A 21,098-nucleotide genomic window follows, 5' to 3' on the forward strand; every position below is an offset into this window, starting at 1 on the left:
AGAACCTTCATGCGCCTCGTCTTCGCCGGCACTCCCGCCGCCGCGGTCCCCACTCTGCGACGCCTGGCCGTCGAGCACGACATCGCCGCCGTCGTGACACGCCCCGACGCCCCCCTCGGGCGCAAGCGTGTGCTCACTCCCTCGCCCGTCGCCCAGGCCGCGGCCGAACTCGGCCTGCCCGTCATCCACGCCGCGCGCCTCGACGACGCGGTGACGGAGGAGATCGCTGCCCTGCGCCCCGAGCTCGGCGTGATCGTCGCGTACGGCGGGCTCGTCCGCGAGCCTCTGCTGTCCACGCCGGAGGCCGGGTGGATCAACCTGCACTTCTCGCTCCTGCCGGCCTGGCGCGGCGCCGCGCCGGTGCAGCGCGCCCTGATCGCCGGAGATCCGGTCCTCGGCGCGAGCGTCTTCCAGCTCGTCCCGGAACTCGATGCCGGCGACGTGTTCGCGACGCGCGCCGTTGAACTGCCGGGCACATCGACGGCGGGGGAGGCGCTGGAGGCCTTGGCCCTCGACGGCGCGGCTCTCACCGCGGACGTGGTCGCGGCGATCGCGGATGGGACTGCCCACGCGGTGCCGCAGGAGGGCGAGCCGACGTTCGCCGCCAAGCTGACGCTCGAGGACGGTCTCCTGGACTTCCGCGAGCCGTTCGACGTCGTGTACGCCCGGTTCCGCGGGGTCACTCCGGAGCCGGGGGCGCACACGACGATCGACGGCCAGCGGCTCAAGATCCTCGAGGCACGACCCGCGGGTGCCGAGGGGGAGGATCTGCCACCGGGTGCCGTGGCGGGCACGCGAGCGGAGGTCCTGATCGGGACGGCCACCTCACCGCTCGCCGTCACCCGGCTGCAACCCGCGGGTAAGGGACCCATGAACGCCGCCGACTGGTGGCGCGGCCTGCAGGGCACGACCCCGGTGGCCGGCTCGTGAACGACCGGCGACGCCCCGGCAGCGGCCCGCAGCGCGAGGACCGGACGCGGAACGGCCGCGGCCCCGACCGGACGGTCCAGCCGGCACGCCGAGTGGCGTACGACGTGATCAGAGCGGTGTCGGACTCCGACGCCTACGCGAACCTGCTGCTGCCGACCGCGATTGCCGAGGCCGGGCTGAACCCGCAGGACGCGGCCCTGGCGACGGAACTGACCTACGGCACACTCCGTCGCCGCGGCACGTACGACGCGATCATCGCCGCGGCCGCGGATCGTCCGGCCGACGCGATCGACCTCGCGGTGCTCGACGCGCTCCGGCTCGCCGTGCACCAGCTCCTCGCGACGCGGGTGGCCCCGCACGCCGCCGTGAACGAGTCGGTGAACCTCGTCGCGCTCGACGCCGGTCGCGGGGCGTCCAGCTTCGCGAACGCGGTGCTCCGGCGGATCGCCCGGGAGTCGCCCCAGGAGTGGCTCGCGCGCATCGAGGCGGCGGCACGGTCGGACGATGAACGGCTGGCGCTCCGTGCTGCGCACCCGGTGTGGATCATCCGGGCGCTGCGTCGCGCCCTCGCCGCCGAGGGGCGCGTCGAGGAACTGGACGCCCTGCTGGAGGCCGACAACGTCTCGCCCGAGGTCACGCTCGTCGCCCTCCCCGGGCTCGCGGAGCCGCAGGAGCCTCGTCGGCCCTACGCCGCCACGGCATTCGCGTCTCCGGGGGGCGATCCGCGTCTCGCGCTGACCGCCTCCGAGGACGCGGTCCGCGTGCAGGACGAAGGGTCGCAGCTCGTCGCGCTCGCGCTGACCGCGGCGACCCCGGTCCGTCAGGGGGAGCGGTGGCTCGACCTGTGCGCGGGCCCCGGCGGGAAGACAGCTCTGCTCGCCGCCGTCGCTCGGGAGAACGACGCGGTGCTGGAGGCCAACGAGGTCGTGCCCACCAGGGCCCGACTCGTGCGCAACGCCCTGCGAGCCGTCCCGGGCGACGTCACCGTCCACGAGCGCGACGGCCGGGAGCTGGCCGCCGAGCGGCCCGGCGCGTTCGACCGGATCCTGGTCGACGCCCCCTGCACCGGCCTCGGCGCCCTCCGTCGGCGCCCGGAGGCCCGGTGGCGCAAGTCCCCGGCGGACGTCGCCGAGCTCGTGCCGCTGCAGGTCGGTCTGCTGACGGCGGCCGTGGAGGCTCTGGCTCCCGGAGGCATCGTCGCGTACGTCACCTGCTCGCCCCACCTCGCGGAGACGACGGCGGTGGTCGAGGAGGTGCGGCGCCTGCGCCCTGAGCTCGTCGAACTCGACGCCCGCGCCGTGCTGAGCGGCGTGGCCCAGTCGCCGATCGACCTCGCCGACGACGGCCGCTCGCAGACCGGCAGCGCACAGCTCTGGCCGCATCGCCACGGCACCGACGCGATGTTCCTCGCACTCCTGCAGCGCCCCGGCGATGCGACAGAAGCCCCGAAGGAAGGTTGAGACCATGGATCTGCCCCGCGCCCCGCGCATCAACCCCAGCATCCTCGCCGCGGACTTCGTCAACATGCAGGCGGAACTCGCGCGCATCGCGACGGCCGACTTCGCGCACGTCGACGTCATGGACAACCACTTCGTCCCGAACCTCACCTTCGGTCCGCAGATGGTCCAGCGCATCCAGGAGACCAGCCCGGTCCCGCTGGACGTGCATCTCATGATCACGGATCCGGATCGCTGGGCCCCCGGCTACGCCGAACTCGGTGCCGCGAGCGTGACCTTCCACCTGGAGGCGGCGGGGGAGCCGGTGGCGCTCGCGCGTCGGCTGCGTGACATCGGCGCCCGTGCGGGGGTGGCGGTCAAGCCCGCGACGCCCGTCGAGGGACTCTTCGAGCTGCTGGACGAGTTCGACCAGATCCTCGTGATGACCGTGGAGCCCGGCTTCGGAGGCCAGGGATTCATGCCGGAGACCATGCCGAAGCTGCAGGCGCTGTCCGCGGAGACCCGGCGGCGCGGCTCGTCCGTCTGGCTCCAGGTCGACGGCGGGATCTCCGACGCGACGATCGCCCAGGCTGCCGAAGCGGGGGCGGACACCTTCGTCGCCGGCTCCGCGGTCTACGGTGCGGACGACGTGGAGGCGGCCGTCACCCGGCTCAGGGACCTCGCGCGAGCCGGTAGCCTGGAGGGGTGAAGACTTTCGACGAGCTGTTCGCCGAGCTCAGCGTCAAGGCCGAGACCCGCCCCGAGGGATCGGGCACCGTCGCGGAGCTCGACGGCGGCGTGCATTCGATCGGCAAGAAGATCGTCGAAGAGGCCGCCGAGGTCTGGATGGCAGCGGAGTACGAGTCGGACGCCGCCGCAGCCGAGGAGATCTCGCAGCTCCTCTACCACCTGCAGGTGATGATGCTCGCGAAGGGCCTCACGCTGCAGGACGTCTATCGACATCTGTGATGCGCTCCGGTCCCACTCCTTCGAACTGAAAGCCGTTCATGCTGCGCATCGCCGTTCCCAACAAGGGCTCGCTCTCCGAGACCGCCGCCGAGATGCTCGCGGAGGCGGGCTACGCCGGCCGCCGCGACCCCAAGACCCTGCATGTCATCGACGCCGAGAACGACGTCGAGTTCTTCTTCCTCCGCCCCCGTGACATCGCCACGTACGTGGCCTCCGGTGCCCTCGATGTCGGCATCACCGGTCGCGACCTCCTCCTGGATGTGCAGCAGCCGGCGCGCGAGATCGAGCAGCTCGGATTCGGGGCGTCCACGTTCCGCTTCGCCGGTCCTCCCGGACGCTTCACCTCGGTCGAGGACCTCGACGGCGTCCGCGTCGCCTCCGCCTACCCGGGTCTGGTGGGCTCCTTCCTCCGCGACCAGGGTGTGAACGCCGAGCTCGTGCAGCTCGACGGCGCGGTCGAGTCCGCGGTGCGCCTCGGCGTCGCCGATGCGGTCGCCGACGTCGTGTCCACCGGCACCACCCTGCGGCAGGCGGGGCTGGAGATCTTCGGCCCCGTGATCCTGGAGTCCGAGGCCGTGCTCATCAGCCGTCCCGGCGAGGCCGACGGCGTGGATACGCTGCTGCGCCGGCTCCGCGGTGTCATGGTCGCACGCCGCTACGTGCTCCTCGACTACGACCTCCCCACCGAGCTGGTCGATCAGGCCGTGGCCATCGCCCCCGGTCGGGAGTCCGCGACCATCTCGCCGCTCCGCGACCCGTCCTGGGTGGCCGTCCGCGTGATGATCCCCCGGCGCCGCGTCAATCAGGTGATGGACGACCTCTACGCCCTCGGTGCCCGGGCCATCCTCGTCACGGCGATCCACGCGGCGAGGCTCTGATGACCCTCGCGAGTCGCGTCATCCCGTGCCTGGACGTCGCCGACGGCCGCGTCGTCAAGGGCGTCAACTTCGAGAACCTCCGCGACATGGGTGATCCGGTGGAGCTCGCCCGTCACTACGCGGCCCAGGGCGCCGACGAGATCACGTTCCTCGACGTCACCGCGACCGTGGATGCGCGGGCGACGACCTACGACGTCGTGCAGCGCACCGCAGAGCAGGTCTTCGTGCCGCTGACGGTGGGCGGCGGCGTGCGCAGCGTCGACGACGTCGCGCGGCTCCTCTCGGTCGGTGCGGACAAGGTCGGCGTGAACTCCGCGGCGATCGCCCGTCCCGAGCTCATCGGCGAGATCGCGGATCGCTTCGGCGCCCAGGTGCTCGTGCTCTCGCTCGACGTCAAGCGCGCCGACACCACCCGTTCCGGCTTCGTCGTGACCACGCACGGCGGTCGTACGCAGACCACGCTGGACGCGCTCGACTGGGCGCGCGAGGCCGCGGAGCGCGGGGCGGGGGAGCTGCTCGTGAACTCGATCGACGCCGACGGCACGCGCGACGGCTTCGATCTCGAGCTCGTCCGCCTCATGCGCGAAGTGGCGCCGATCCCGGTGATCGCCTCCGGCGGTGCGGGGCGGGCGACCGACTTCGCGCCGGCCATCAAGGCGGGGGCGGACGCTGTGCTCGCGGCCAGCGTGTTCCACACCGGAGCCCTGACCGTGGGTGACGTGAAGGATGCGCTGCGCGCGGAAGGAGTGCTCGTCCGATGACCGACACGCCGAAGCAGGACGAGGTCTCCATCGACGACCGCATCGCCCAGGTCGCGTTCAACGCGGACGGGCTCGCCCCGATCATCGTGCAGCAGTGGGATTCGCGCGAGGTGCTCATGCTCGCCTGGGTGGACGCCGAGGCCCTGCGCCGCACGCTCACCTCGGGCCGCGCGACCTACTGGTCCCGCTCCCGCCAGGAGTACTGGCGCAAGGGTGACACCTCCGGGCATATCCAGGTCGTGCGGGAGGCCCGCCTCGACTGCGACGGGGACGCGCTCCTGCTCCTCGTCGACCAGACCGGCCCCGCGTGCCACACCGGGACGCGGACGTGCTTCGACACCACCGACCTGGACGCCGTCGACGGGGCGGCGGCCTCGTGAGCATCGCGCAGCGCGGCCGCTCCCTCTCCGTGACGGGCTTCCTGCTGGCCGGCGCCATCGGGATCATCTCCTCCACGCAGACCTGGTTCACCGTGCAGCGGGCGGACGCGGGGGAGGACATCCTCGTCCCCGGCGCCTCCGCTCTCGTGCTGCTCGCGCCGCTGAGCCTCGCCGTGCTCGCGCTGGGTGCGGCTCTCGCGATCGCCGGCCGGGCCGTGCGTCTCGTCTTCGGGGTGCTGGCCGCCGCGGCCGCCGTGTTCCTGGGCTGGTCCACGCTGCAGGTCCTCCTCGGCGACGCGTACGGCGCGGTGGCCGCGACCGTCACCGAGACGACGGGACTCGCCGGAAGCGGAGCGGTCCACGAGGTCGCGGCGAGCATCGTCCCCTCCGTCTGGCCGTACCTCGCCCTCGCCGGCTGGGTGATCCTGCTCGCCGCCGCCGTCCTCGTGCTGACGACCTGGCGGCGCTGGAAGGTCGGCGGCCGTCGCTACCGCACCGACGCGCCGACCGATGCGCCGCACGACGGCCCCGTCGACGCGGTCGATTCCTGGGACGAGCTGTCCCGGGGGTCCGACCCGACGCGCTGACCCCGATAGACTGAACCCAGATCCCCACGTCGTCCCCGGAGGAGAACATGACCAACCCGATCGCTGACCCCGGCCACGGACACTCGCCTGCGGCCTGGACCGCCGTCGTGATCATGCTCGTCGGCTTCGCCGCCGCGACCGTCGCGTTCTGCTTCGAGCAGCCGACCCTGGTGTGGATCTCCGCCGCGCTGATCCCGATCGGGGCGATCGTCGGCTGGGTGCTCGCGAAGGCGGGCTACGGCGTGAAGGGTCCCAAGTACGCTCCGAAGGCGCACTAGTGGTCCTCGCCGACCTGACGGCCGGCGCTGTCGCAGACGCCGAGCGTCGTTCTGAGTCCCGCCCGCTCGCGGTGGTCGAGCGTGACGCTCTCGCCCGCCCCGCCGCGAAGGACGCACTGTCGTTCCTCGCTCCCGCCGACCGGGTGAAGATCATCGCCGAGGTGAAGCGGGCGAGCCCGTCGCGCGGCCCTCTCGCCGAGATCCCGGATCCCGCGCACCAGGCCGCGCTCTACGAGACCGGCGGTGCCTCCGCGATCAGCGTCCTCACCGAGGGACGTCGTTTCGGAGGCAGCCTCGCCGATCTGGAGGCGGTCACCGCCCGGGTCTCGCTTCCCGTGCTGCGCAAGGACTTCATCGCCACCCGTTACCAGGTGCTGGAGGCCCGCGCCGCCGGCGCCGACCTCGTGCTGCTCATCGTCGCCGGCCTGGAGCCGGATGTCCTGCGCGACCTGTACGGGTTCATCCTCGAGCTCGGCATGACTCCGCTCGTCGAGACCCACTCGGCGGAGGAGCTGGAGGCCGCGATCGACCTCGGCGCCGACCTGATCGGCGTGAACGCCCGCAACCTGAAGACCCTCGAACTCGATCGCGATCTGTTCGGTCGGCTCGTGGACCGCATCCCGGATTCGGCGATCAAGATCGCGGAGTCTGCGGTGCTCACGCCCGCCGACGTCGCGCACTACCGTTCGGCCGGCGCCGACGTCGTGCTGATCGGCGAGGCCCTGGTGACCGGAGACCCGGTGGCCACTCTCGAGAGCTTCCTGGAGGCGAAGTGAGTCTGCGCGACCAGCACGGTCCGTTCTTCGGCGATTTCGGCGGGCGGTACATGCCGGAATCCCTGGTCGCCGCGATCGACGAGCTGACGGTCGCCTACGAGGAGGCCATCGCCGACCCGGAGTTCCGAGCCGAGCTGGCCCATCTGCTGTCCTCCTACGCCGGGCGCCCCTCCGCGCTCACCGAGGTGCCGCGGTTCGCCGAGCACGCGGGCGGCGCGCGGGTCTTCCTCAAGCGCGAGGACCTCAACCACACGGGTTCGCACAAGATCAACAACGTGCTGGGCCAGGCCCTGCTCACCAAGCGCCTCGGCAAGACACGGGTCATCGCCGAGACCGGGGCCGGGCAGCACGGCGTCGCGACGGCGACGGCCGCCGCCCTGTTCGGGCTCGACTGCACCATCTACATGGGCGAGGTCGACACCGAGCGTCAGGCGCTCAACGTCGCCCGGATGCGCCTGCTGGGCGCCGAGGTCGTCGCGGTGACCTCGGGGTCGCGCACGTTGAAGGACGCGATCAACGACGCCTACCGCGACTGGGTCGCCTCGGTCGAGACGACCAACTACATCTTCGGGACGGCCGCGGGACCGCACCCGTTCCCGGCGATGGTGCGCGACTTCCAGAAGATCATCGGCGAAGAGGCTCGTGCCCAGATCCTCGACGAGGTCGGCCGGCTCCCTGATGCCGTCGTCGCCTGCGTCGGCGGCGGGTCCAACGCGATCGGCATGTTCGACGCGTTCCTGGACGACGCGGGCGTGCGGCTGTACGGCGTGGAGGCTGCCGGCGACGGTGTCGACACCGACAAGCACGCGGCGTCGATCGAGCGCGGCCGCCCTGGCGTGCTGCACGGCGCGAAGACGTACGTGCTGCAGGACGAGGACGGCCAGACCGTCGAATCGCACTCCATCTCCGCCGGTCTCGACTACCCGGGCGTGGGTCCAGAGCACTCCTGGCTGGCCGACATCGGTCGGGCCGAGTACATCCCGGCGACGGACGACGAGGCGATGCAGGCTCTGCGGCTGCTGAGCCGGACCGAGGGGATCATCCCCGCGATCGAGTCGGCTCATGCCCTCGCCGGTGCGCTGCGGATCGGCCGCGAGCTCGGCCCCGACGGCCTGATCGCGATCTGCCTCTCGGGCCGTGGCGACAAGGACATGGACACCGCTGCCCGGTACTTCGAGCTCTACGACGAGGAAGCCCTCGCGCACGACGTGTCCGAGGAGAGCGCCGCCGAGGACGCGGCCTCGAAGGGAGAGCCGCAGCTGTGAGCCGCGTCGAACAGGCCATTCAGCGCGCGCATGACGCCGGCCGCAGCGCCTTCGTCGGCTACCTGCCCGTCGGTTTCCCCGACCTGGAGACGAGCATCCAGGCGGCGATCGCCCTCGCCGAGAACGGTGTGGACATCATCGAGCTCGGGCCTCCCTACAGCGATCCCGTCATGGACGGCGCCATCATCCAGGAGGCGACGACCAAGGCCCTCGCCGCGGGCTTCCGGATGAAGGACCTCTTCACCGCCATCCGCGCGATCACCGCCGCGACCGACGTCCCGGTCCTCGTGATGACCTACTGGAACCCGGTGCTGCAGTACGGGGTGGACCGCTATGCCGAGGACCTGCTCGCCGCGGGCGGCGCCGGCCTCATCACTCCGGACATCACCCCGGAAGCGGCCGGCGAGTGGATCGCGGTCAGCGAGCGCCTCGGTCTCGACCGGGTCTTCCTCGCCGCTCCGACCTCGTCGGACGAGCGGCTCGATCTCGTCGTGCGGTCCTCGACGGGCTTCGTCTACACCGTCTCCACCATGGGCATCACGGGGGAGCGGGCCGAGCTCGACCGCGCAGCCCGTACCCTCGTGTCGCGACTGCGCGACCACGGCGCCCGCCGCGCCTGCGTGGGCATCGGCATCTCGACCCCGGAGCAGATCGCCGGCGTCTCCGAGTACGCCGACGGCGCCATCGTCGGCACCGCCCTCGTCCGCGCCCTCCGTGACGGCGGCGTGCCCGCCCTCGCCGAGGTCACCCGTACCCTGGCCGCCGGCACCGCGTCGGCGCGCTTCGTCTCAGAGAAGTAGGATCGCACTCATGTCCTCCGCGCTCCACAGCACCGCCGCCGGCGTGCTCGCCAGCATCCCGAGCCCGCCCGTGTCGTACTTCGATCTCGGCCCGCTCCGGATCCACTTCTACGCGCTTTGCATCATCGCCGGCATCATCGTCGCCGTGCTGATGACGAACCACCGCCTCACCAAGCGCGGGGCGGAGCCGTGGGTGGTCATCGACATCGCGATCCTGGCGGTGCCGCTCGCGATCATCGGCGCGCGCATCTTCCACGTGCTCACCCACCCGAATTTCTACTTCGGCGAAGGCAAGAACACCTGGAACCCCTTCGAGCCCGGTTCCGTCTGGGCGATCTGGGAGGGTGGCATTGCCATCTTCGGTGCGCTCATCGGCGGCGCCGTCGGGGCGTACCTCGGCTGCCGGTGGACCGGCATCCGCTTCTGGACGTTCGCGGACGCGCTGGCTCCCGGCCTGCTGCTCGCCCAGGCGATGGGCCGGTTCGGCAACTGGTTCAACCACGAGCTCTTCGGCCTGCCCACCTCGCTGCCGTGGGGCCTGGAGATCGAGTCGACGAACTCGGCCTTCCCTCCCGGGCTTCCCGAGGGCACCCTGTTCCACCCGACGTTCCTCTACGAGGTCATCTGGAACGGGCTCGGCGTCCTCGTGCTCCTGTGGCTCGGTCGCAAGCTGTACTTCCAGTGGGGTCGCCTCTTCGCGATCTACCTGATCTGGTACAGCGCCGGACGCATCCTGTGGGAGTCGATCCGGATCGACCCGAGCGAGATCATCCTCGGCCTGCGCAGCAACGTCTGGGCCGCCATCATCGGCGTCGTCGTCGGACTCGTCATCCTGGTCGTGCAGACCCGCCGTCACCCCGGTCTCGAGCCCTCGCCGTACCAGCCGGGCCGCGGACGGAAGGACGTGGACGCTGATGTACAATCGCAGGACAATCCCTCTGATTTCGTGGACGTGAGCGAGCCTCCGGCCGAAGAAGTCGCCGCCGGAGCCACTGCCACAAGCGCTGCTCCCTCGAGCGGGGACGGCTCCCGATAACGCCGACTCGCGGCGGGAGAACCATTGCACTGAACGAGCGGGCCGACGACGTCCCCGGGTTTCACTGAAGATCTGAGGACGGTAACTGGTGTACTTCCAGCCCCCTTACGGCGCCTCCGGCGCATACCCCCCGAAGCAGGGCATGTACAACCCGGCGTTCGAGAAGGACGCCTGCGGCCTGGCCATGGTCGCAACGCTGCGCGGCGAAGCCGGGCACGACATCATCGCGCTGGCCCTCGAGGCCCTGCGCAACCTGGAGCACCGCGGGGCCATCGGGTCCGACGCGGGCACCGGGGACGGAGCCGGCATCCTCACCCAGATGCCGGACGACTTCCTTCGCACGGTCACCGGCTTCGAACTGCCGCCCGTGGGGGAGTACGCGGCCGGGCTGGCCTTCCTGCCTCGCGATTCGAGTGAGCGCCGCCAGCAGAAGGCCGGGATCGAGAAGATCGCCCGCGCGGAGGGCCTCCGCGTCCTCGGCTGGCGCGAGGTCCCCACCGCCAACGAGAACCTCGGCAAGCTCGCCGACGAGGCCCGCCCCGCCTTCGAGCAGCTCTTCGTGAGCGCCGGCGGCGCCACCCTGGCCGATGCGCCGCTGACCGGCATCGCGCTCGACCGCGTCGCCTATCGCCTGCGCAAGCGCGCGGGCCACGAGCTCGGCGCCTACTTCGTCTCCCTGTCCAGCCGCACGCTCGGCTACAAGGGCATGGTCACCACGCTGCAGCTCGAGCCGTTCTACCCGGATCTGCAGGACGAGCGCTTCGCCTCCGAGCTCGCCGTCGTGCACTCACGGTATTCCACCAACACCTTCCCGTCCTGGCCGCTCGCGCAGCCGCTGCGGATGCTCGCCCACAACGGCGAGATCAACACGGTCGGCGGCAACCGCAACTGGATGCGCGCCCGCCAGTCGCAGCTCGAGTCCGAGCTCCTCGGCGACATCTCGCCCCTGCTGCCCATCTGCACCGACGGCGCCAGCGACTCGGCGTCGTTCGACGAGGTGCTGGAGCTGCTGACGCTCACCGGCCGCAGCCTTCCGCACGCGATCATGATGATGGTGCCGGAGGCCTACGAGAAGCAGGCCGACATCTCGCCGGAGCTGCGCGCGTTCTACGAGTACCACTCCAACCAGATGGAGCCGTGGGACGGCCCGGCCGCCCTCATCTTCACCGACGGCACCCTGGTCGGCGCGACGCTGGACCGCAACGGCCTGCGCCCCGGCCGCTGGACGGAGACCACCGACGGCCTCGTGGTCATCGGCTCCGAGACCGGCGTCCTGCACTTCGAGCCGGAGCGCATCAAGCGCCGCGGCCGGCTCCAGCCCGGCAAGATGTTCCTCGTCGACACCGCCCAGCGTCGGATCGTCGAAGACGAGGAGATCAAGCACGACCTCGCGACGATGCACCCCTGGCAGGAGTGGCTCGACGCGGGTTCCGTCCGTCTGGCCGACCTTCCGGAACGCGAGCACATCGTGCACCCGCCGGCATCCATCACGCGCCGGCAGCGCACCTTCGGATACACGGAGGAGGAGGTCCGCATCCTCCTCACCCCGATGGGCCAGACGGGGGTCGAGCCGCTGGGTGCCATGGGGTCTGACACGCCGATCGCCGTCCTCAGCAAGCGCCCGCGCTTGCTCTTCGACTACTTCACGCAGCAGTTCGCGCAGGTGACCAACCCGCCGCTGGACTCGATCCGCGAAGAGGTCGTCACGAGCCTCAAGCTCGGCCTCGGTCCCGAGGTCAACCTCCTGACCTGGGGGCCCGAGCACACCCGCACGGTGTCGCTCGACTTCCCCGTCATCGACAACGACGAGCTCGCGAAGATCCGTCACATCGACAAGGCCCTGCCCGGGCGCTCGAGTGCCACCATCCGCGGTCTCTACCACTTCGACGCCGGACCCCACACCCTCGCGGAGCGTCTCACCGAGATGTGCGCCGAGGTGGATCAGGCCATCGAGGACGGCGCGGAGTTCATCATCCTGTCCGACCGGGACTCGAACAAGGACCTCGTCCCGATCCCCTCGCTGCTCATGGTGTCGGCGATCCATCACCACCTCATCCGGCGCGAGAACCGGATGAAGGTCGGTCTGATCGTCGAGGCCGGCGATGTGCGCGAGGTGCACCACGTCGCGACCCTCATCGGCTACGGTGCCTCCGCGATCAACCCGTACCTCGCCATGGAGACGGTCGAGCACCTCGTGCGCACCGGCTACATCACGGGCATCTCCCCGGAGAAGGCGGTCAAGAACCTCATCTACGCGCTCGGCAAGGGCGTGCTGAAGATCATGTCGAAGATGGGCATCTCCACGGTGTCGTCCTACGCGGGCGCGCAGGTGTTCGAGGCCGTGGGCCTCAGCCCGGAGTTCATCGACGCCTACTTCACGCGCACCGAGTCGAAGCTGGGCGGTATCGGGATCGAGGAGATCTTCGCCGAGAACCAGGCCCGCCACGACTACGCCTACCCGGAGGACGCCGCGGCCCGCGCCCACGAGCGACTGTGGACCGGAGGCGAGTACCAGTGGCGTCGCGACGGCTCTCCGCACCTCTTCAACCCGGAGACGGTGTTCAAGCTGCAGCACTCCACGCGGACCCGCCGCTACGACATCTTCCGCGAGTACACCAAGCTCGTCGACGACCAGGCGGCGGAGCTGAAGACCCTGCGCGGCCTCTTCTCGCTGCGGACCGGGACGCGCAAGCCCGTGCCGCTGGACGAGGTCGAGCCCGTCTCCGCCATCGTCAAGCGCTTCTCCACCGGCGCGATGAGCTACGGCTCCATCTCCAAGGAGGCGCACGAGACCCTCGCGATCGCGATGAACCGGATCGGCGGCAAGTCGAACACCGGGGAGGGCGGGGAGGACCCCGACCGTCTCGTCGACCCCGAACGGCGCAGCGCCATCAAGCAGGTGGCCTCCGGCCGGTTCGGTGTGACGAGCCTCTACCTCACCGAGGCCGACGACATCCAGATCAAGCTCGCCCAGGGCGCGAAGCCCGGTGAGGGCGGTCAGCTCCCGCCGACCAAGGTGTACCCGTGGGTCGCGCGCACCCGACACGCCACGGCGGGCGTCGGGCTCATCTCGCCGCCCCCGCATCACGACATCTACTCGATCGAAGACCTCAAGCAGCTCATCTTCGACCTGAAGCGGGCGAACCCCGAGGCACGCATCCACACGAAGCTCGTCAGCCAGTCCGGCATCGGCGCGGTCTCGGCCGGTGTCGCCAAGGCGCTCAGCGACGTCATCCTCGTGTCCGGTCACGACGGCGGCACGGGCGCGAGTCCGCTGAACTCGCTGAAGCACGCCGGAACACCGTGGGAGCTCGGCCTCGCCGAGACGCAGCAGACGCTCATGCTCAACGGCATGCGCGACCGCGTGGTCGTGCAGGTCGACGGTCAGCTCAAGACCGGTCGCGATGTCATCATCGGCGCTCTGCTCGGGGCCGAGGAGTTCGGCTTCGCCACCGCGCCCCTCGTCGTCAGCGGCTGCATCATGATGCGCGTCTGCCACCTCGACACCTGCCCGGTGGGCGTCGCGACGCAGAACCCCGTCCTGCGCGACCGCTTCACCGGTAAGCCCGAGTTCGTCGTCAACTTCATGGAGTTCATCGCGGAGGAGGTGCGCGAGCTGCTCGCGGAGCTCGGCTACCGCTCGATCGACGAGATCGTGGGCCGCACCGAGCTGCTGGAGACCAACGCGGCGATCGCGCACTGGAAGGCCGAAGGGCTCGACCTCAGCCCCGTGCTGGAGGGCCCTGCGTTCCCGGCCGGCGAACCGCGTCGCAGCGGGCGCGCCCAGGACCACGAGCTCGACACGCACTTCGACGTGCAGCTCATCGACATCGCGAAGGCGGCGCTGCTGAACGGCGACCCCGTCGTGGTGGAGCTCCCGATCGCCAACACGGAGCGTGCGGTCGGCACGATGCTCGGGCATCAGGTGACCTCGCGTCACGGCGCCACCGGCTTGCCGAAGGAGACGATCGACGTCACCCTCACCGGCACCGCGGGGCAGTCGCTGGGCGCATTCCTGCCGCCGGGCATCATCCTCCGGCTGGAGGGCGACGCGAACGACTACGTCGGCAAGGGCCTCTCCGGTGGGGACATCACGATCCGGCCGCCGCGCGGCTCCGCGATCGCCCCGCACGAGAACGTCATCGCGGGCAACGTGATCGGCTACGGCGCCACATCGGGGACCATGTTCATCTCCGGCGTGGTGGGCGAGCGCTTCCTCGTCCGCAACTCCGGCGCGACGGCGGTGGTCGAGGGTGTCGGCGACCACGCTCTCGAGTACATGACCGGTGGCCTCGCGGTCATCCTCGGGCCCACCGGCCGGAACTTCGGCGCCGGGATGTCCGGGGGAGTGGCCTACGTGCACGCCCTGGACACCGGCAAGGTCAACGCGCAGTCGCTCGGCAGCGGCGAGCTCCGGCTCGAGCCGCTGGACCGCGCCGACCTCGAAGTGCTCCGCGGCCTGCTCGTGGAGCACGTGGAGCGCACGGCGTCCCCGCGCGCCGCCGCCCTGCTGGAAGACTTCGACGCGAGCGCTGCGGAGTTCGTGAAGGTGCTCCCGCGGGACTTCGCCGCCGTGCGCAGCATGCGCGAGGAGGCACTGGCCGAGGGGATCGACCCCGACGGCGACATCGTCTGGAACCGCATCCTGGAGGTGACCGGTGGCTGACCCCAAAGGCTTTCTGAAGGTGACCGAGCGGGAACTTCCCGCTCGCCGTCCGGTGCCCGTGCGCATCATGGATTGGAAAGAGGTGTACGAGCCCGGCGACAAGGCCGTGCTCCGTCGCCAGGCCGGCCGGTGCATGGACTGCGGCGTGCCGTTCTGCCACTCCGGCTGCCCGCTGGGCAACCTCATCCCGGAATGGAACGACCTCACCTGGCGCGGGGAGGGGCGCGCGGCGATCGAGCGTCTGCACGCGACGAACAACTTCCCGGAGTTCACCGGACGCCTGTGCCCGGCGCCGTGCGAGAGCTCGTGCGTCCTCGGCATCAACCAGCCGGCGGTCACGATCAAGCAGATCGAGGTCTCCATCATCGACGAGGCCTTCGCCAAGGGCTGGGTCGAGCCGGAGCCGCCGGAGCGCCTGACGGGCAAGACCGTGGCCGTCGTGGGCTCCGGCCCCGCCGGTCTCGCGGCCGCCCAGCAGCTCACGCGCGCGGGGCACACCGTCGCCGTCTTCGAGCGCGACGACCGCATCGGCGGCCTGCTCCGCTACGGCATCCCGGACTTCAAGATGGAGAAGAGCCAGCTCGAAGCCCGCCTGCGCCAGATGCAGGAGGAGGGCACGCGCTTCCGCGCCGGCGTCGAGATCGGCAAGGACATCTCGTGGGCCGACCTGCGCGCCCGGTACGACGCGGTCGTGATCGCCACCGGCGCCACCGTCCCGCGCGACCTGCCGATCCCCGGTCGCGACCTCGACGGCGTGCACTTCGCGATGGAGTACCTCGTCGAGTCGAACCACGCGGTGGCCGGCGACTCCGTCCCCGGCCAGATCACCGCCGAGGGCAAGCACGTCATCGTCATCGGCGGCGGCGACACCGGGGCCGACTGCATCGGCACCGCGCACCGCCAGGGCGCCCTGAGCGTGACCAACCTCGCCATCGGCAAGCAGCCGAGCGAGACCCGGCCGGATCACCAGCCCTGGCCGATGATGCCGACGATCTTCGAGGTGGCCTCGGCTCATGAGGAGGGTGGGGAGCGGATGTTCCTCGCCTCGACCGTGGAGTTCCTGTCCAACGAGGTCGGCGAGGTCCGCGCGCTGCGCGTGGCCGAGACCGAGTACATCGACGGCCGCCGCGTGCCCAAGAGCGGCACGGAGCGCGAGATCCCCGCGGACCTGGTGCTCATCGCGATGGGCTTCACCGGGCCGGAGCAGGACGGCTACACCGAGGACACCCGGCCGGAGGTCACCGAGCGCGGCGCCTTCCGTCGCGCCGCGAGCTACGAGTCGTCGATCCCCGGTGTGTTCGTGGCGGGTGACGCCGGTCGCGGTCAGTCGCTCATCGTCTGGGCGATCGCGGAGGGCCGGGCGGCGGCGGCGAACGTCGACCGCTTCCTCATGGGCACCACCGTGCTGCCGGAGCCGGTGCGCCCCAGCGATGTCGCGATCGGCCTCCAGCCCGCGTAGGCTGAGGCCGGCAGTGTCGCCTGTACGTAATCCCCCACTTCTACCCTGGAGACATGTTGAGACGCGCGAAAATCGTCGCCACCCTGGGCCCCGCCACTTCCACGTATGAGACGGTGCGCGCACTGATCGATGCGGGTGTGGACGTCGCCCGACTGAACCTCAGCCACGGCGACTACTCCGTGCACGAGAACAACTACGCGAACGTGCGTCGCGCGGCGGAGGACTCCGGTCGCGCCGTCGCCATCCTCGTCGACCTCCAGGGCCCGAAGATCCGTCTGGGCCGCTTCGAGGACGGACCGTACGAGCTCGCCAAGGGCGACATCTTCAAGATCACCACCGAGGACATCATCGGCAACAAGGAGATCTGCGGCACGACGTTCAAGGGCCTTCCCCAGGACGTCAAGCCCGGCGACTTCCTGTTGATCGACGACGGCAAGGTCCGGGTCGAGGTCGTCGAGACCGACGGTGTCACCGTCACCACGCGCGTCGTCGTCGCGGGCGCCGTCTCGAACAACAAGGGCATCAACCTGCCCGGTGTCGCCGTGAACGTCCCCGCGCTGAGCGAGAAGGACGAGGACGACCTCCGCTGGGGCCTCCGGACGGGTGCCGACCTCATCGCGCTCTCGTTCGTCCGCAACGCCTCCGACGTGACCCGCGTGCACGAGATCATGGCCGAGGAGGGCGTCCGCGTCCCCGTCATCGCCAAGATCGAGAAGCCGCAGGCCGTGGATGCGCTCGAGGAGATCGTCGACGCGTTCGACGGCATCATGGTCGCCCGCGGCGACCTCGGCGTGGAGCTGCCCCTCGAGGCCGTCCCGATCGTGCAGAAGCGCGCCGTCGAGCTGGCCCGCCGCAACGCGAAGCCCGTGATCGTGGCGACGCAGATGCTCGAGTCGATGATCAACAGCCCGGTGCCGACCCGCGCGGAGACCTCCGACGTCGCCAACGCCGTCCTCGACGGCGCCGACGCGGTCATGCTCTCCGGCGAGACCAGCGTGGGCGACTACCCGGTCGTCGTCGTCGAGACGATGGCCCGGATCATCGAGTCGACGGAGGAGCACGGTCTGGAGCGCATCCTGCCGCTGACCACGAAGCCCCGCACGCAGGGCGGTGCCATCACCCTCGCCGCCCTCGAGGTCGCGGAGTTCGTGGACGCCAAGTTCCTCTGCGTCTTCACGCAGTCGGGCGACTCGGCGCGCCGCCTGTCCCGCCTGCGCTCCCGCATCCCGATGCTGGCCTTCACGCCGGAGCCCGGCATCCGTCGTCGCATGGCGCTGACCTGGGGTCTGCGCTCCACGCTCGTCGACATGGTGCAGCACACCGACCTCATGTACCACCAGGTGGACTCGTACCTCCTCGAGAACGGCCTCGCCGTCGAGGGGGACAAGGTCGTCGTCATCTCCGGTTCCCCTCCCGGGATCATCGGTTCCACGAACGACCTGCGCGTGCACAAGGTCGGCGACGCGCTCCGTGGCGCGGCACCGATCTACAAGGCCGGCGTCTGACGCAGACGTTCCGAGAGGGGCGGGGCTTCGGCCTCGCCCCTCTCTGTCATCTCCGGGCCGGGGCGTCAAGCCTCTCGGCCGTGACCGCGGCCTCGGCTAGCGTGCTGCCATGGTCCTCCGTCGCCTCCTCGTCACCTCCGGGCTGACGTTCCGCATCCTGGAGAGTCCGCGGCCGGCCGGCAGCACGGCCCCGACCGTGGTCCTCGTGCACGGGATCGGGATGTCGCACCGGTATCTGTCACGGCTGCACGCCGTGCTCGCCGACACGACCCGGGTGGTCTCCGTCGACCTGCCGGGCTTCGGCGGCCTACCCAAACCGCGGTTCGACGTCGCCATCCCGCAGATGGCCGCGGGTCTCGCCCAGGTGGTGGCGAGCCTCGACGACGACCGCGTCGTGCTCGTCGGACACTCGATGGGCGTGCAGTGGGCCGTGGAGACGGCGCTCCGGCATCCCGAGTACGTCCGCACGGTCGTCACGATCGGCCCCGTCGCGGACGACGCCCACCGGACGCTCGGTGCACAGGCACGCGCGCTGGTCATCGACACGTTCGGCGAGACCCCCGCGATCAATACCGTCGTCTTCACCGACTACCTGCGCTGCGGCGTGCGGTGGTATCTCCGTCAGGTCCGGCACATGCTCGCGTATCCCCTGGAGGAGAAGATCGCCGCGCTCACCATGCCGGTGCTCGTCGTCCGGGGGAGTGAGGATCCCATCGCAGGACGCGCGTGGTGCCGGCGCCTGCGCGACGCGGCGGCCGTCTCGCGACTGGTGGAGATCCCCGGTCACCACCATGTCGCGCAGCAGTCCGCGTCCCGGGCGGTGGCTTCCGCGATCCTGGCCCACACGACGGGAGCATGGCCGACGGCGGTGCCGGCCGCAGCCAGCCGGCGGGGGAGGGCCCCATCGACGTCCTGAGGATGCTGGGCTGGTGGGCTGCGGACTACGCGTACGCCGGGTTCTGGCAGGTCCGCTCGTTCTTCGGCCGCGACCAGGCGGACGACTTCGCCACCGGAGACCGCGCCCCGATCGTCGTCCTCGCCGGCGTCTACGAGACCTGGCGCTTCCTGGAGCCGCTCATCGTCGCGCTGCACGAGCGGGGCCATCCGGTCCACGTCGTGGACGCGCTGCGCCGCAACCAGTTCCCGGTGCAGGATGAGGCCGACCAGGTGGCCGACTACCTGCGAGCGCACGACCTCTCCGGCGTCTTCCTCGTCGCCCACAGCAAGGGCGGTCTCGCCGGGAAGCTGGTGATGACCGGCCCCGAGGGCGGGCGGATCCGTGGGATGCTCGCCATCGCGACGCCCTTCGGGGGCTCACGATATGCGCGGTTGCTGCCCGGTCGGGTGCTGCGGGCGTTCTCGCCGGACGACCCTTCGATCGTCGCCCTGGGGCGGGAGCTCGACGTCAACGCCCGCATCGTCTCGATCTACGCCGCGTTCGATCCGCACATCCCCGAGGGGAGCGAGCTCGCCGGGGCCAAGAACGTGGTGCTGGAGACGGGAGGGCACTTCCGGATCCTCGCCCACCCCCGCGTGATGGCCGAACTCGCCGCCCTCGCCGAGTGACGGGGCGAGCGGTTCGCGATGCTGGTGCCGGCGGTGGGACTCGAACCCACACGCCCTTTCGGACAAAGCATTTTGAGTGCTCCGCGTCTGCCATTCCGCCACGCCGGCCCGTGTCTCGCGACTTCGACTGTAGCGCAGACGGCGGACGCTTCCTCGCGTGCCCGCTGTCTTCAGCCGGTGGTGAGGACCTCTCCGTTAGGATGGAGGGGTGACCGAGCAAGAACAGGCTGAGCAGCCCACGGCATCCGCACCCCGACGCGTCGTCGTCGCCGAAGACGAATCGCTGATCCGTCTCGACATCGTCGAGATCCTCCGCGACAACGGCTTCGATGTCGTCGGCGAGGCCGGCGACGGCGAGACGGCGGTGGCCCTCGCCACCGAGCTGCGTCCCGACCTCGTCATCATGGACGTGAAGATGCCCCAGCTCGACGGCATCAGCGCCGCCGAGAAGCTGCACAAGGGCAACATCGCCCCCGTCGTGCTGCTGACCGCGTTCAGCCAGAAGGAGCTCGTGGAGCGGGCGAGCGAGGCCGGAGCCCTGGCCTACGTCGTGAAGCCCTTCACGCCGAACGACCTCCTTCCCGCGATCGAGATCGCTCTGGCCCGCCACGAGCAGATCATCACTCTCGAGGCCGAGGTCGCCGACATGGTCGAGCGCTTCGAGACCCGCAAGCTCGTCGACCGGGCCAAGGGACTCCTCAACGAGAAGATGGGCCTGAGCGAGCCCGAGGCGTTCCGCTGGATCCAGAAGGCGTCGATGGATCGCCGGCTGACGATGCAGGACGTCGCTAAGGCGATCATCGAGCAGCTCGCTCCCAAGAAATAAGGCACTCCGGTGCTCCGGCTGGACGCAGAGCACGTTCTGCGGCCGGTCCGTGCCGGGGACGGAGCCGCACTCGCGCGTGCGTACCGGGCGAACAGGGAGCATCTCGCCCCCTGGGAGCCGGTGCGCTCCGAGGCGTTCTTCACCGAGGAGTGGCAGGAGCAGAACGCCCAGCAGTGCGTCGCCGAGGCTGCTCTCGGCCGCAGCTCCCGCTTCGTGATCCTCTCGGACGACGGCGAGATCCGCGGCCGGATGAACCTGAACACCATCGTGCGCGGCGCGTTCTGGAGCGCCGATCTCGGCTACTGGATCGATTCCACCCGGCTCCGCCGCGGCCTCGCAGGTCGCGCGGTGGCCCTCATCGCGGAGCACGCGCGGGACGAGCTGCGGCTGCACCGGCTGCAGGCGTCGACGCTGCTGCACAACGTGGCCTCCCAGCGGGTGCTCGCCGCCAACGGCTTCGAGCGCATCGGCATCGCGCCGAAATACCTGCGGATCGCGGGGGAGTGGCAGGACCACATCCTGTTCCAGCTGCTGCTGGAGGAGCCGCTCAGCGCCCGGCGGGAGCGTCCTTGATCATGTTGGTGATGCGGATCGTGGAGCAGCGCCGGCCCTGATCGTCGGTCACGACGATCTCGTGCACCGTGATGCTCCGGCCCAGGTGCACGGGCGTGCAGACCCCGGTGACGACGCCCGAGGTGGCCGACCGGGTGTGCGTGGCGTTGATGTCGACCCCGACCGCCAGGCGGCCCGCTCCCGCGTGCAGATTGGCCGCCATCGAGCCGAGTGATTCGCCGAGGACCACGTAGGCGCCGCCGTGCATGAGACCGACCGGCTGGGTGTTGCCCTCCACCGGCATCGTCGCCACGCACCGATCGACGCCGAACTCGACGAACTCCATACCCATCTTCTCGGCCAGGGCTCCCATGCCGCGGGCGGCCGCCCACTCGAGTCCTTCGCTGGTGGCGACCTCGCTCATGCAT

21 protein-coding genes and 1 tRNA gene are annotated in these 21,098 nt (G+C 70.6%); 20 read left to right on the plus strand and 2 right to left on the minus strand.

Translation table 11 applies throughout. The features are described from left to right. Positions 1-9 precede the first annotated feature (9 nt). The 18 genes from AB0P08_RS07640 (at position 10) to AB0P08_RS07725 (ending at position 19,292) form a co-directional block, all read left to right on the plus strand. Positions 10-930 (plus strand): methionyl-tRNA formyltransferase, encoded by a 921-nt coding sequence (locus tag AB0P08_RS07640; protein WP_363589153.1) that lies wholly within the window; start codon positions 10-12, stop codon positions 928-930. Between the two features lie 92 nt (positions 931-1,022). After that, positions 1,023-2,390: an RsmB/NOP family class I SAM-dependent RNA methyltransferase gene (locus AB0P08_RS07645; protein WP_363589668.1), complete on the plus strand. Its 1,368-nt coding sequence runs from the start codon at positions 1,023-1,025 to the stop codon at positions 2,388-2,390. Between the two features lie 4 nt (positions 2,391-2,394). Continuing rightward, on the plus strand, positions 2,395-3,075 hold the full coding sequence (rpe, locus tag AB0P08_RS07650) for a ribulose-phosphate 3-epimerase (protein WP_363589155.1): 681 nt from the start codon (positions 2,395-2,397) through the stop codon (positions 3,073-3,075). Then, a complete protein-coding gene (locus tag AB0P08_RS07655) occupies positions 3,072-3,335 on the plus strand; it encodes a phosphoribosyl-ATP diphosphatase (protein WP_363589157.1) in 264 nt (87 codons plus the stop codon). The genes rpe and AB0P08_RS07655 overlap by 4 nt, the downstream gene beginning before the upstream one ends. A 38-nt stretch (positions 3,336-3,373) precedes the next feature. Beyond that, positions 3,374-4,213, plus strand: coding sequence for an ATP phosphoribosyltransferase (gene hisG, locus AB0P08_RS07660; RefSeq protein WP_363589159.1), 840 nt, complete (start codon positions 3,374-3,376; stop codon positions 4,211-4,213). After that, positions 4,213-4,974 carry an imidazole glycerol phosphate synthase subunit HisF gene (gene hisF, locus AB0P08_RS07665; protein WP_101845708.1) on the plus strand — a complete coding sequence of 254 codons (762 nt, stop codon included), beginning with the start codon at positions 4,213-4,215 and terminating at the stop codon, positions 4,972-4,974. Before hisG ends, hisF begins: the two co-directional genes overlap by 1 nt. After that, positions 4,971-5,354 (plus strand): phosphoribosyl-AMP cyclohydrolase, encoded by a 384-nt coding sequence (gene hisI / locus AB0P08_RS07670; protein WP_363589161.1) that lies wholly within the window; start codon positions 4,971-4,973, stop codon positions 5,352-5,354. Before hisF ends, hisI begins: the two co-directional genes overlap by 4 nt. Then, positions 5,351-5,941 carry a Trp biosynthesis-associated membrane protein gene (locus AB0P08_RS07675; protein WP_363589163.1) on the plus strand — a complete coding sequence of 197 codons (591 nt, stop codon included), beginning with the start codon at positions 5,351-5,353 and terminating at the stop codon, positions 5,939-5,941. The genes hisI and AB0P08_RS07675 overlap by 4 nt, the downstream gene beginning before the upstream one ends. A 47-nt stretch (positions 5,942-5,988) precedes the next feature. Then, positions 5,989-6,219, plus strand: coding sequence for an HGxxPAAW family protein (locus AB0P08_RS07680; protein WP_071328620.1), 231 nt, complete (start codon positions 5,989-5,991; stop codon positions 6,217-6,219). After that, on the plus strand, positions 6,219-6,995 hold the full coding sequence (gene trpC, locus AB0P08_RS07685) for an indole-3-glycerol phosphate synthase TrpC (protein ID WP_363589165.1): 777 nt from the start codon (positions 6,219-6,221) through the stop codon (positions 6,993-6,995). Before AB0P08_RS07680 ends, trpC begins: the two co-directional genes overlap by 1 nt. After that, the gene (gene trpB / locus AB0P08_RS07690; RefSeq protein ID WP_363589167.1) at positions 6,992-8,260 is read left to right on the plus strand and encodes a tryptophan synthase subunit beta; all 1,269 of its coding nucleotides are present in this window, start codon (positions 6,992-6,994) and stop codon (positions 8,258-8,260) included. The genes trpC and trpB overlap by 4 nt, the downstream gene beginning before the upstream one ends. Next, a complete protein-coding gene (gene trpA, locus AB0P08_RS07695) occupies positions 8,257-9,060 on the plus strand; it encodes a tryptophan synthase subunit alpha (protein WP_363589169.1) in 804 nt (267 codons plus the stop codon). Before trpB ends, trpA begins: the two co-directional genes overlap by 4 nt. Before the next feature lie 10 nt (positions 9,061-9,070). Next, complete coding sequence (lgt, locus tag AB0P08_RS07700; RefSeq protein ID WP_363589171.1) at positions 9,071-10,096, plus strand: prolipoprotein diacylglyceryl transferase; 1,026 nt, start codon at positions 9,071-9,073, stop codon at positions 10,094-10,096. A gap of 142 nt (positions 10,097-10,238) precedes the next feature. Further along, a complete protein-coding gene (gltB, locus tag AB0P08_RS07705; protein ID WP_363589670.1) occupies positions 10,239-14,762 on the plus strand; it encodes a glutamate synthase large subunit in 4,524 nt (1,507 codons plus the stop codon). Next, the gene (locus tag AB0P08_RS07710; protein WP_315636859.1) at positions 14,755-16,221 is read left to right on the plus strand and encodes a glutamate synthase subunit beta; all 1,467 of its coding nucleotides are present in this window, start codon (positions 14,755-14,757) and stop codon (positions 16,219-16,221) included. The genes gltB and AB0P08_RS07710 overlap by 8 nt, the downstream gene beginning before the upstream one ends. 56 nt (positions 16,222-16,277) lie before the next feature. After that, positions 16,278-17,726: a pyruvate kinase gene (pyk, locus tag AB0P08_RS07715; RefSeq protein WP_363589672.1), complete on the plus strand. Its 1,449-nt coding sequence runs from the start codon at positions 16,278-16,280 to the stop codon at positions 17,724-17,726. Between the two features lie 109 nt (positions 17,727-17,835). Next, positions 17,836-18,642: an alpha/beta fold hydrolase gene (locus AB0P08_RS07720; protein ID WP_363589173.1), complete on the plus strand. Its 807-nt coding sequence runs from the start codon at positions 17,836-17,838 to the stop codon at positions 18,640-18,642. Beyond that, a complete protein-coding gene (locus AB0P08_RS07725) occupies positions 18,582-19,292 on the plus strand; it encodes an esterase/lipase family protein (RefSeq protein WP_232089021.1) in 711 nt (236 codons plus the stop codon). The genes AB0P08_RS07720 and AB0P08_RS07725 overlap by 61 nt, the downstream gene beginning before the upstream one ends. Before the next feature lie 22 nt (positions 19,293-19,314). Here the strand turns inward: AB0P08_RS07725 and AB0P08_RS07730 are convergent. Continuing rightward, positions 19,315-19,400 (minus strand) — tRNA-Leu (locus AB0P08_RS07730). Positions 19,401-19,500: 100 nt separating this feature from the next. Between AB0P08_RS07730 and AB0P08_RS07735 the strand changes: the two genes are divergently transcribed. Then, the gene (locus tag AB0P08_RS07735) at positions 19,501-20,118 is read left to right on the plus strand and encodes an ANTAR domain-containing response regulator (RefSeq protein ID WP_025103469.1); all 618 of its coding nucleotides are present in this window, start codon (positions 19,501-19,503) and stop codon (positions 20,116-20,118) included. Between the two features lie 9 nt (positions 20,119-20,127). Further along, on the plus strand, positions 20,128-20,691 hold the full coding sequence (locus AB0P08_RS07740; protein ID WP_187661486.1) for a GNAT family N-acetyltransferase: 564 nt from the start codon (positions 20,128-20,130) through the stop codon (positions 20,689-20,691). On the opposite strand, the gene AB0P08_RS07745 is transcribed toward AB0P08_RS07740, so the two are convergent. Further along, positions 20,666-21,094, minus strand: coding sequence for a hotdog fold thioesterase (locus tag AB0P08_RS07745; RefSeq protein WP_060921657.1), 429 nt, complete (start codon positions 21,092-21,094; stop codon positions 20,666-20,668). The genes AB0P08_RS07740 and AB0P08_RS07745 overlap by 26 nt on opposite strands. Positions 21,095-21,098: the final 4 nt, after the last annotated feature.

The sequence above is a fragment of the Microbacterium meiriae genome, assembly GCF_040686935.1.
Classification (GTDB): Bacteria; Actinomycetota; Actinomycetes; order Actinomycetales; family Microbacteriaceae; genus Microbacterium; species Microbacterium meiriae.

What these genes read in the sequence shown, in the direction of transcription:
- rpe (WP_363589155.1), top strand. Translation starts at nt 2,395, where the DNA reads ATGGATCTGCCCCGCGCCCCGCGCATCAACCCCAGCATCCTCGCCGCG.
- AB0P08_RS07680 (WP_071328620.1), top strand. Translation starts at nt 5,989, where the DNA reads ATGACCAACCCGATCGCTGACCCCGGCCACGGACACTCGCCTGCGGCC.
- lgt (WP_363589171.1), top strand. Translation starts at nt 9,071, where the DNA reads ATGTCCTCCGCGCTCCACAGCACCGCCGCCGGCGTGCTCGCCAGCATC.
- AB0P08_RS07720 (WP_363589173.1), top strand. Translation starts at nt 17,836, where the DNA reads ATGGTCCTCCGTCGCCTCCTCGTCACCTCCGGGCTGACGTTCCGCATC.
- gltB (WP_363589670.1), top strand. Translation starts at nt 10,239, where the DNA reads ATGTACAACCCGGCGTTCGAGAAGGACGCCTGCGGCCTGGCCATGGTC.
- AB0P08_RS07725 (WP_232089021.1), top strand. Translation starts at nt 18,582, where the DNA reads ATGGCCGACGGCGGTGCCGGCCGCAGCCAGCCGGCGGGGGAGGGCCCC.
- hisG (WP_363589159.1), top strand. Translation starts at nt 3,374, where the DNA reads ATGCTGCGCATCGCCGTTCCCAACAAGGGCTCGCTCTCCGAGACCGCC.
- AB0P08_RS07745 (WP_060921657.1), bottom strand. Translation starts at nt 21,094, where the DNA reads ATGAGCGAGGTCGCCACCAGCGAAGGACTCGAGTGGGCGGCCGCCCGC.
- AB0P08_RS07640 (WP_363589153.1), top strand. Translation starts at nt 10, where the DNA reads ATGCGCCTCGTCTTCGCCGGCACTCCCGCCGCCGCGGTCCCCACTCTG.
- hisF (WP_101845708.1), top strand. Translation starts at nt 4,213, where the DNA reads ATGACCCTCGCGAGTCGCGTCATCCCGTGCCTGGACGTCGCCGACGGC.
- hisI (WP_363589161.1), top strand. Translation starts at nt 4,971, where the DNA reads ATGACCGACACGCCGAAGCAGGACGAGGTCTCCATCGACGACCGCATC.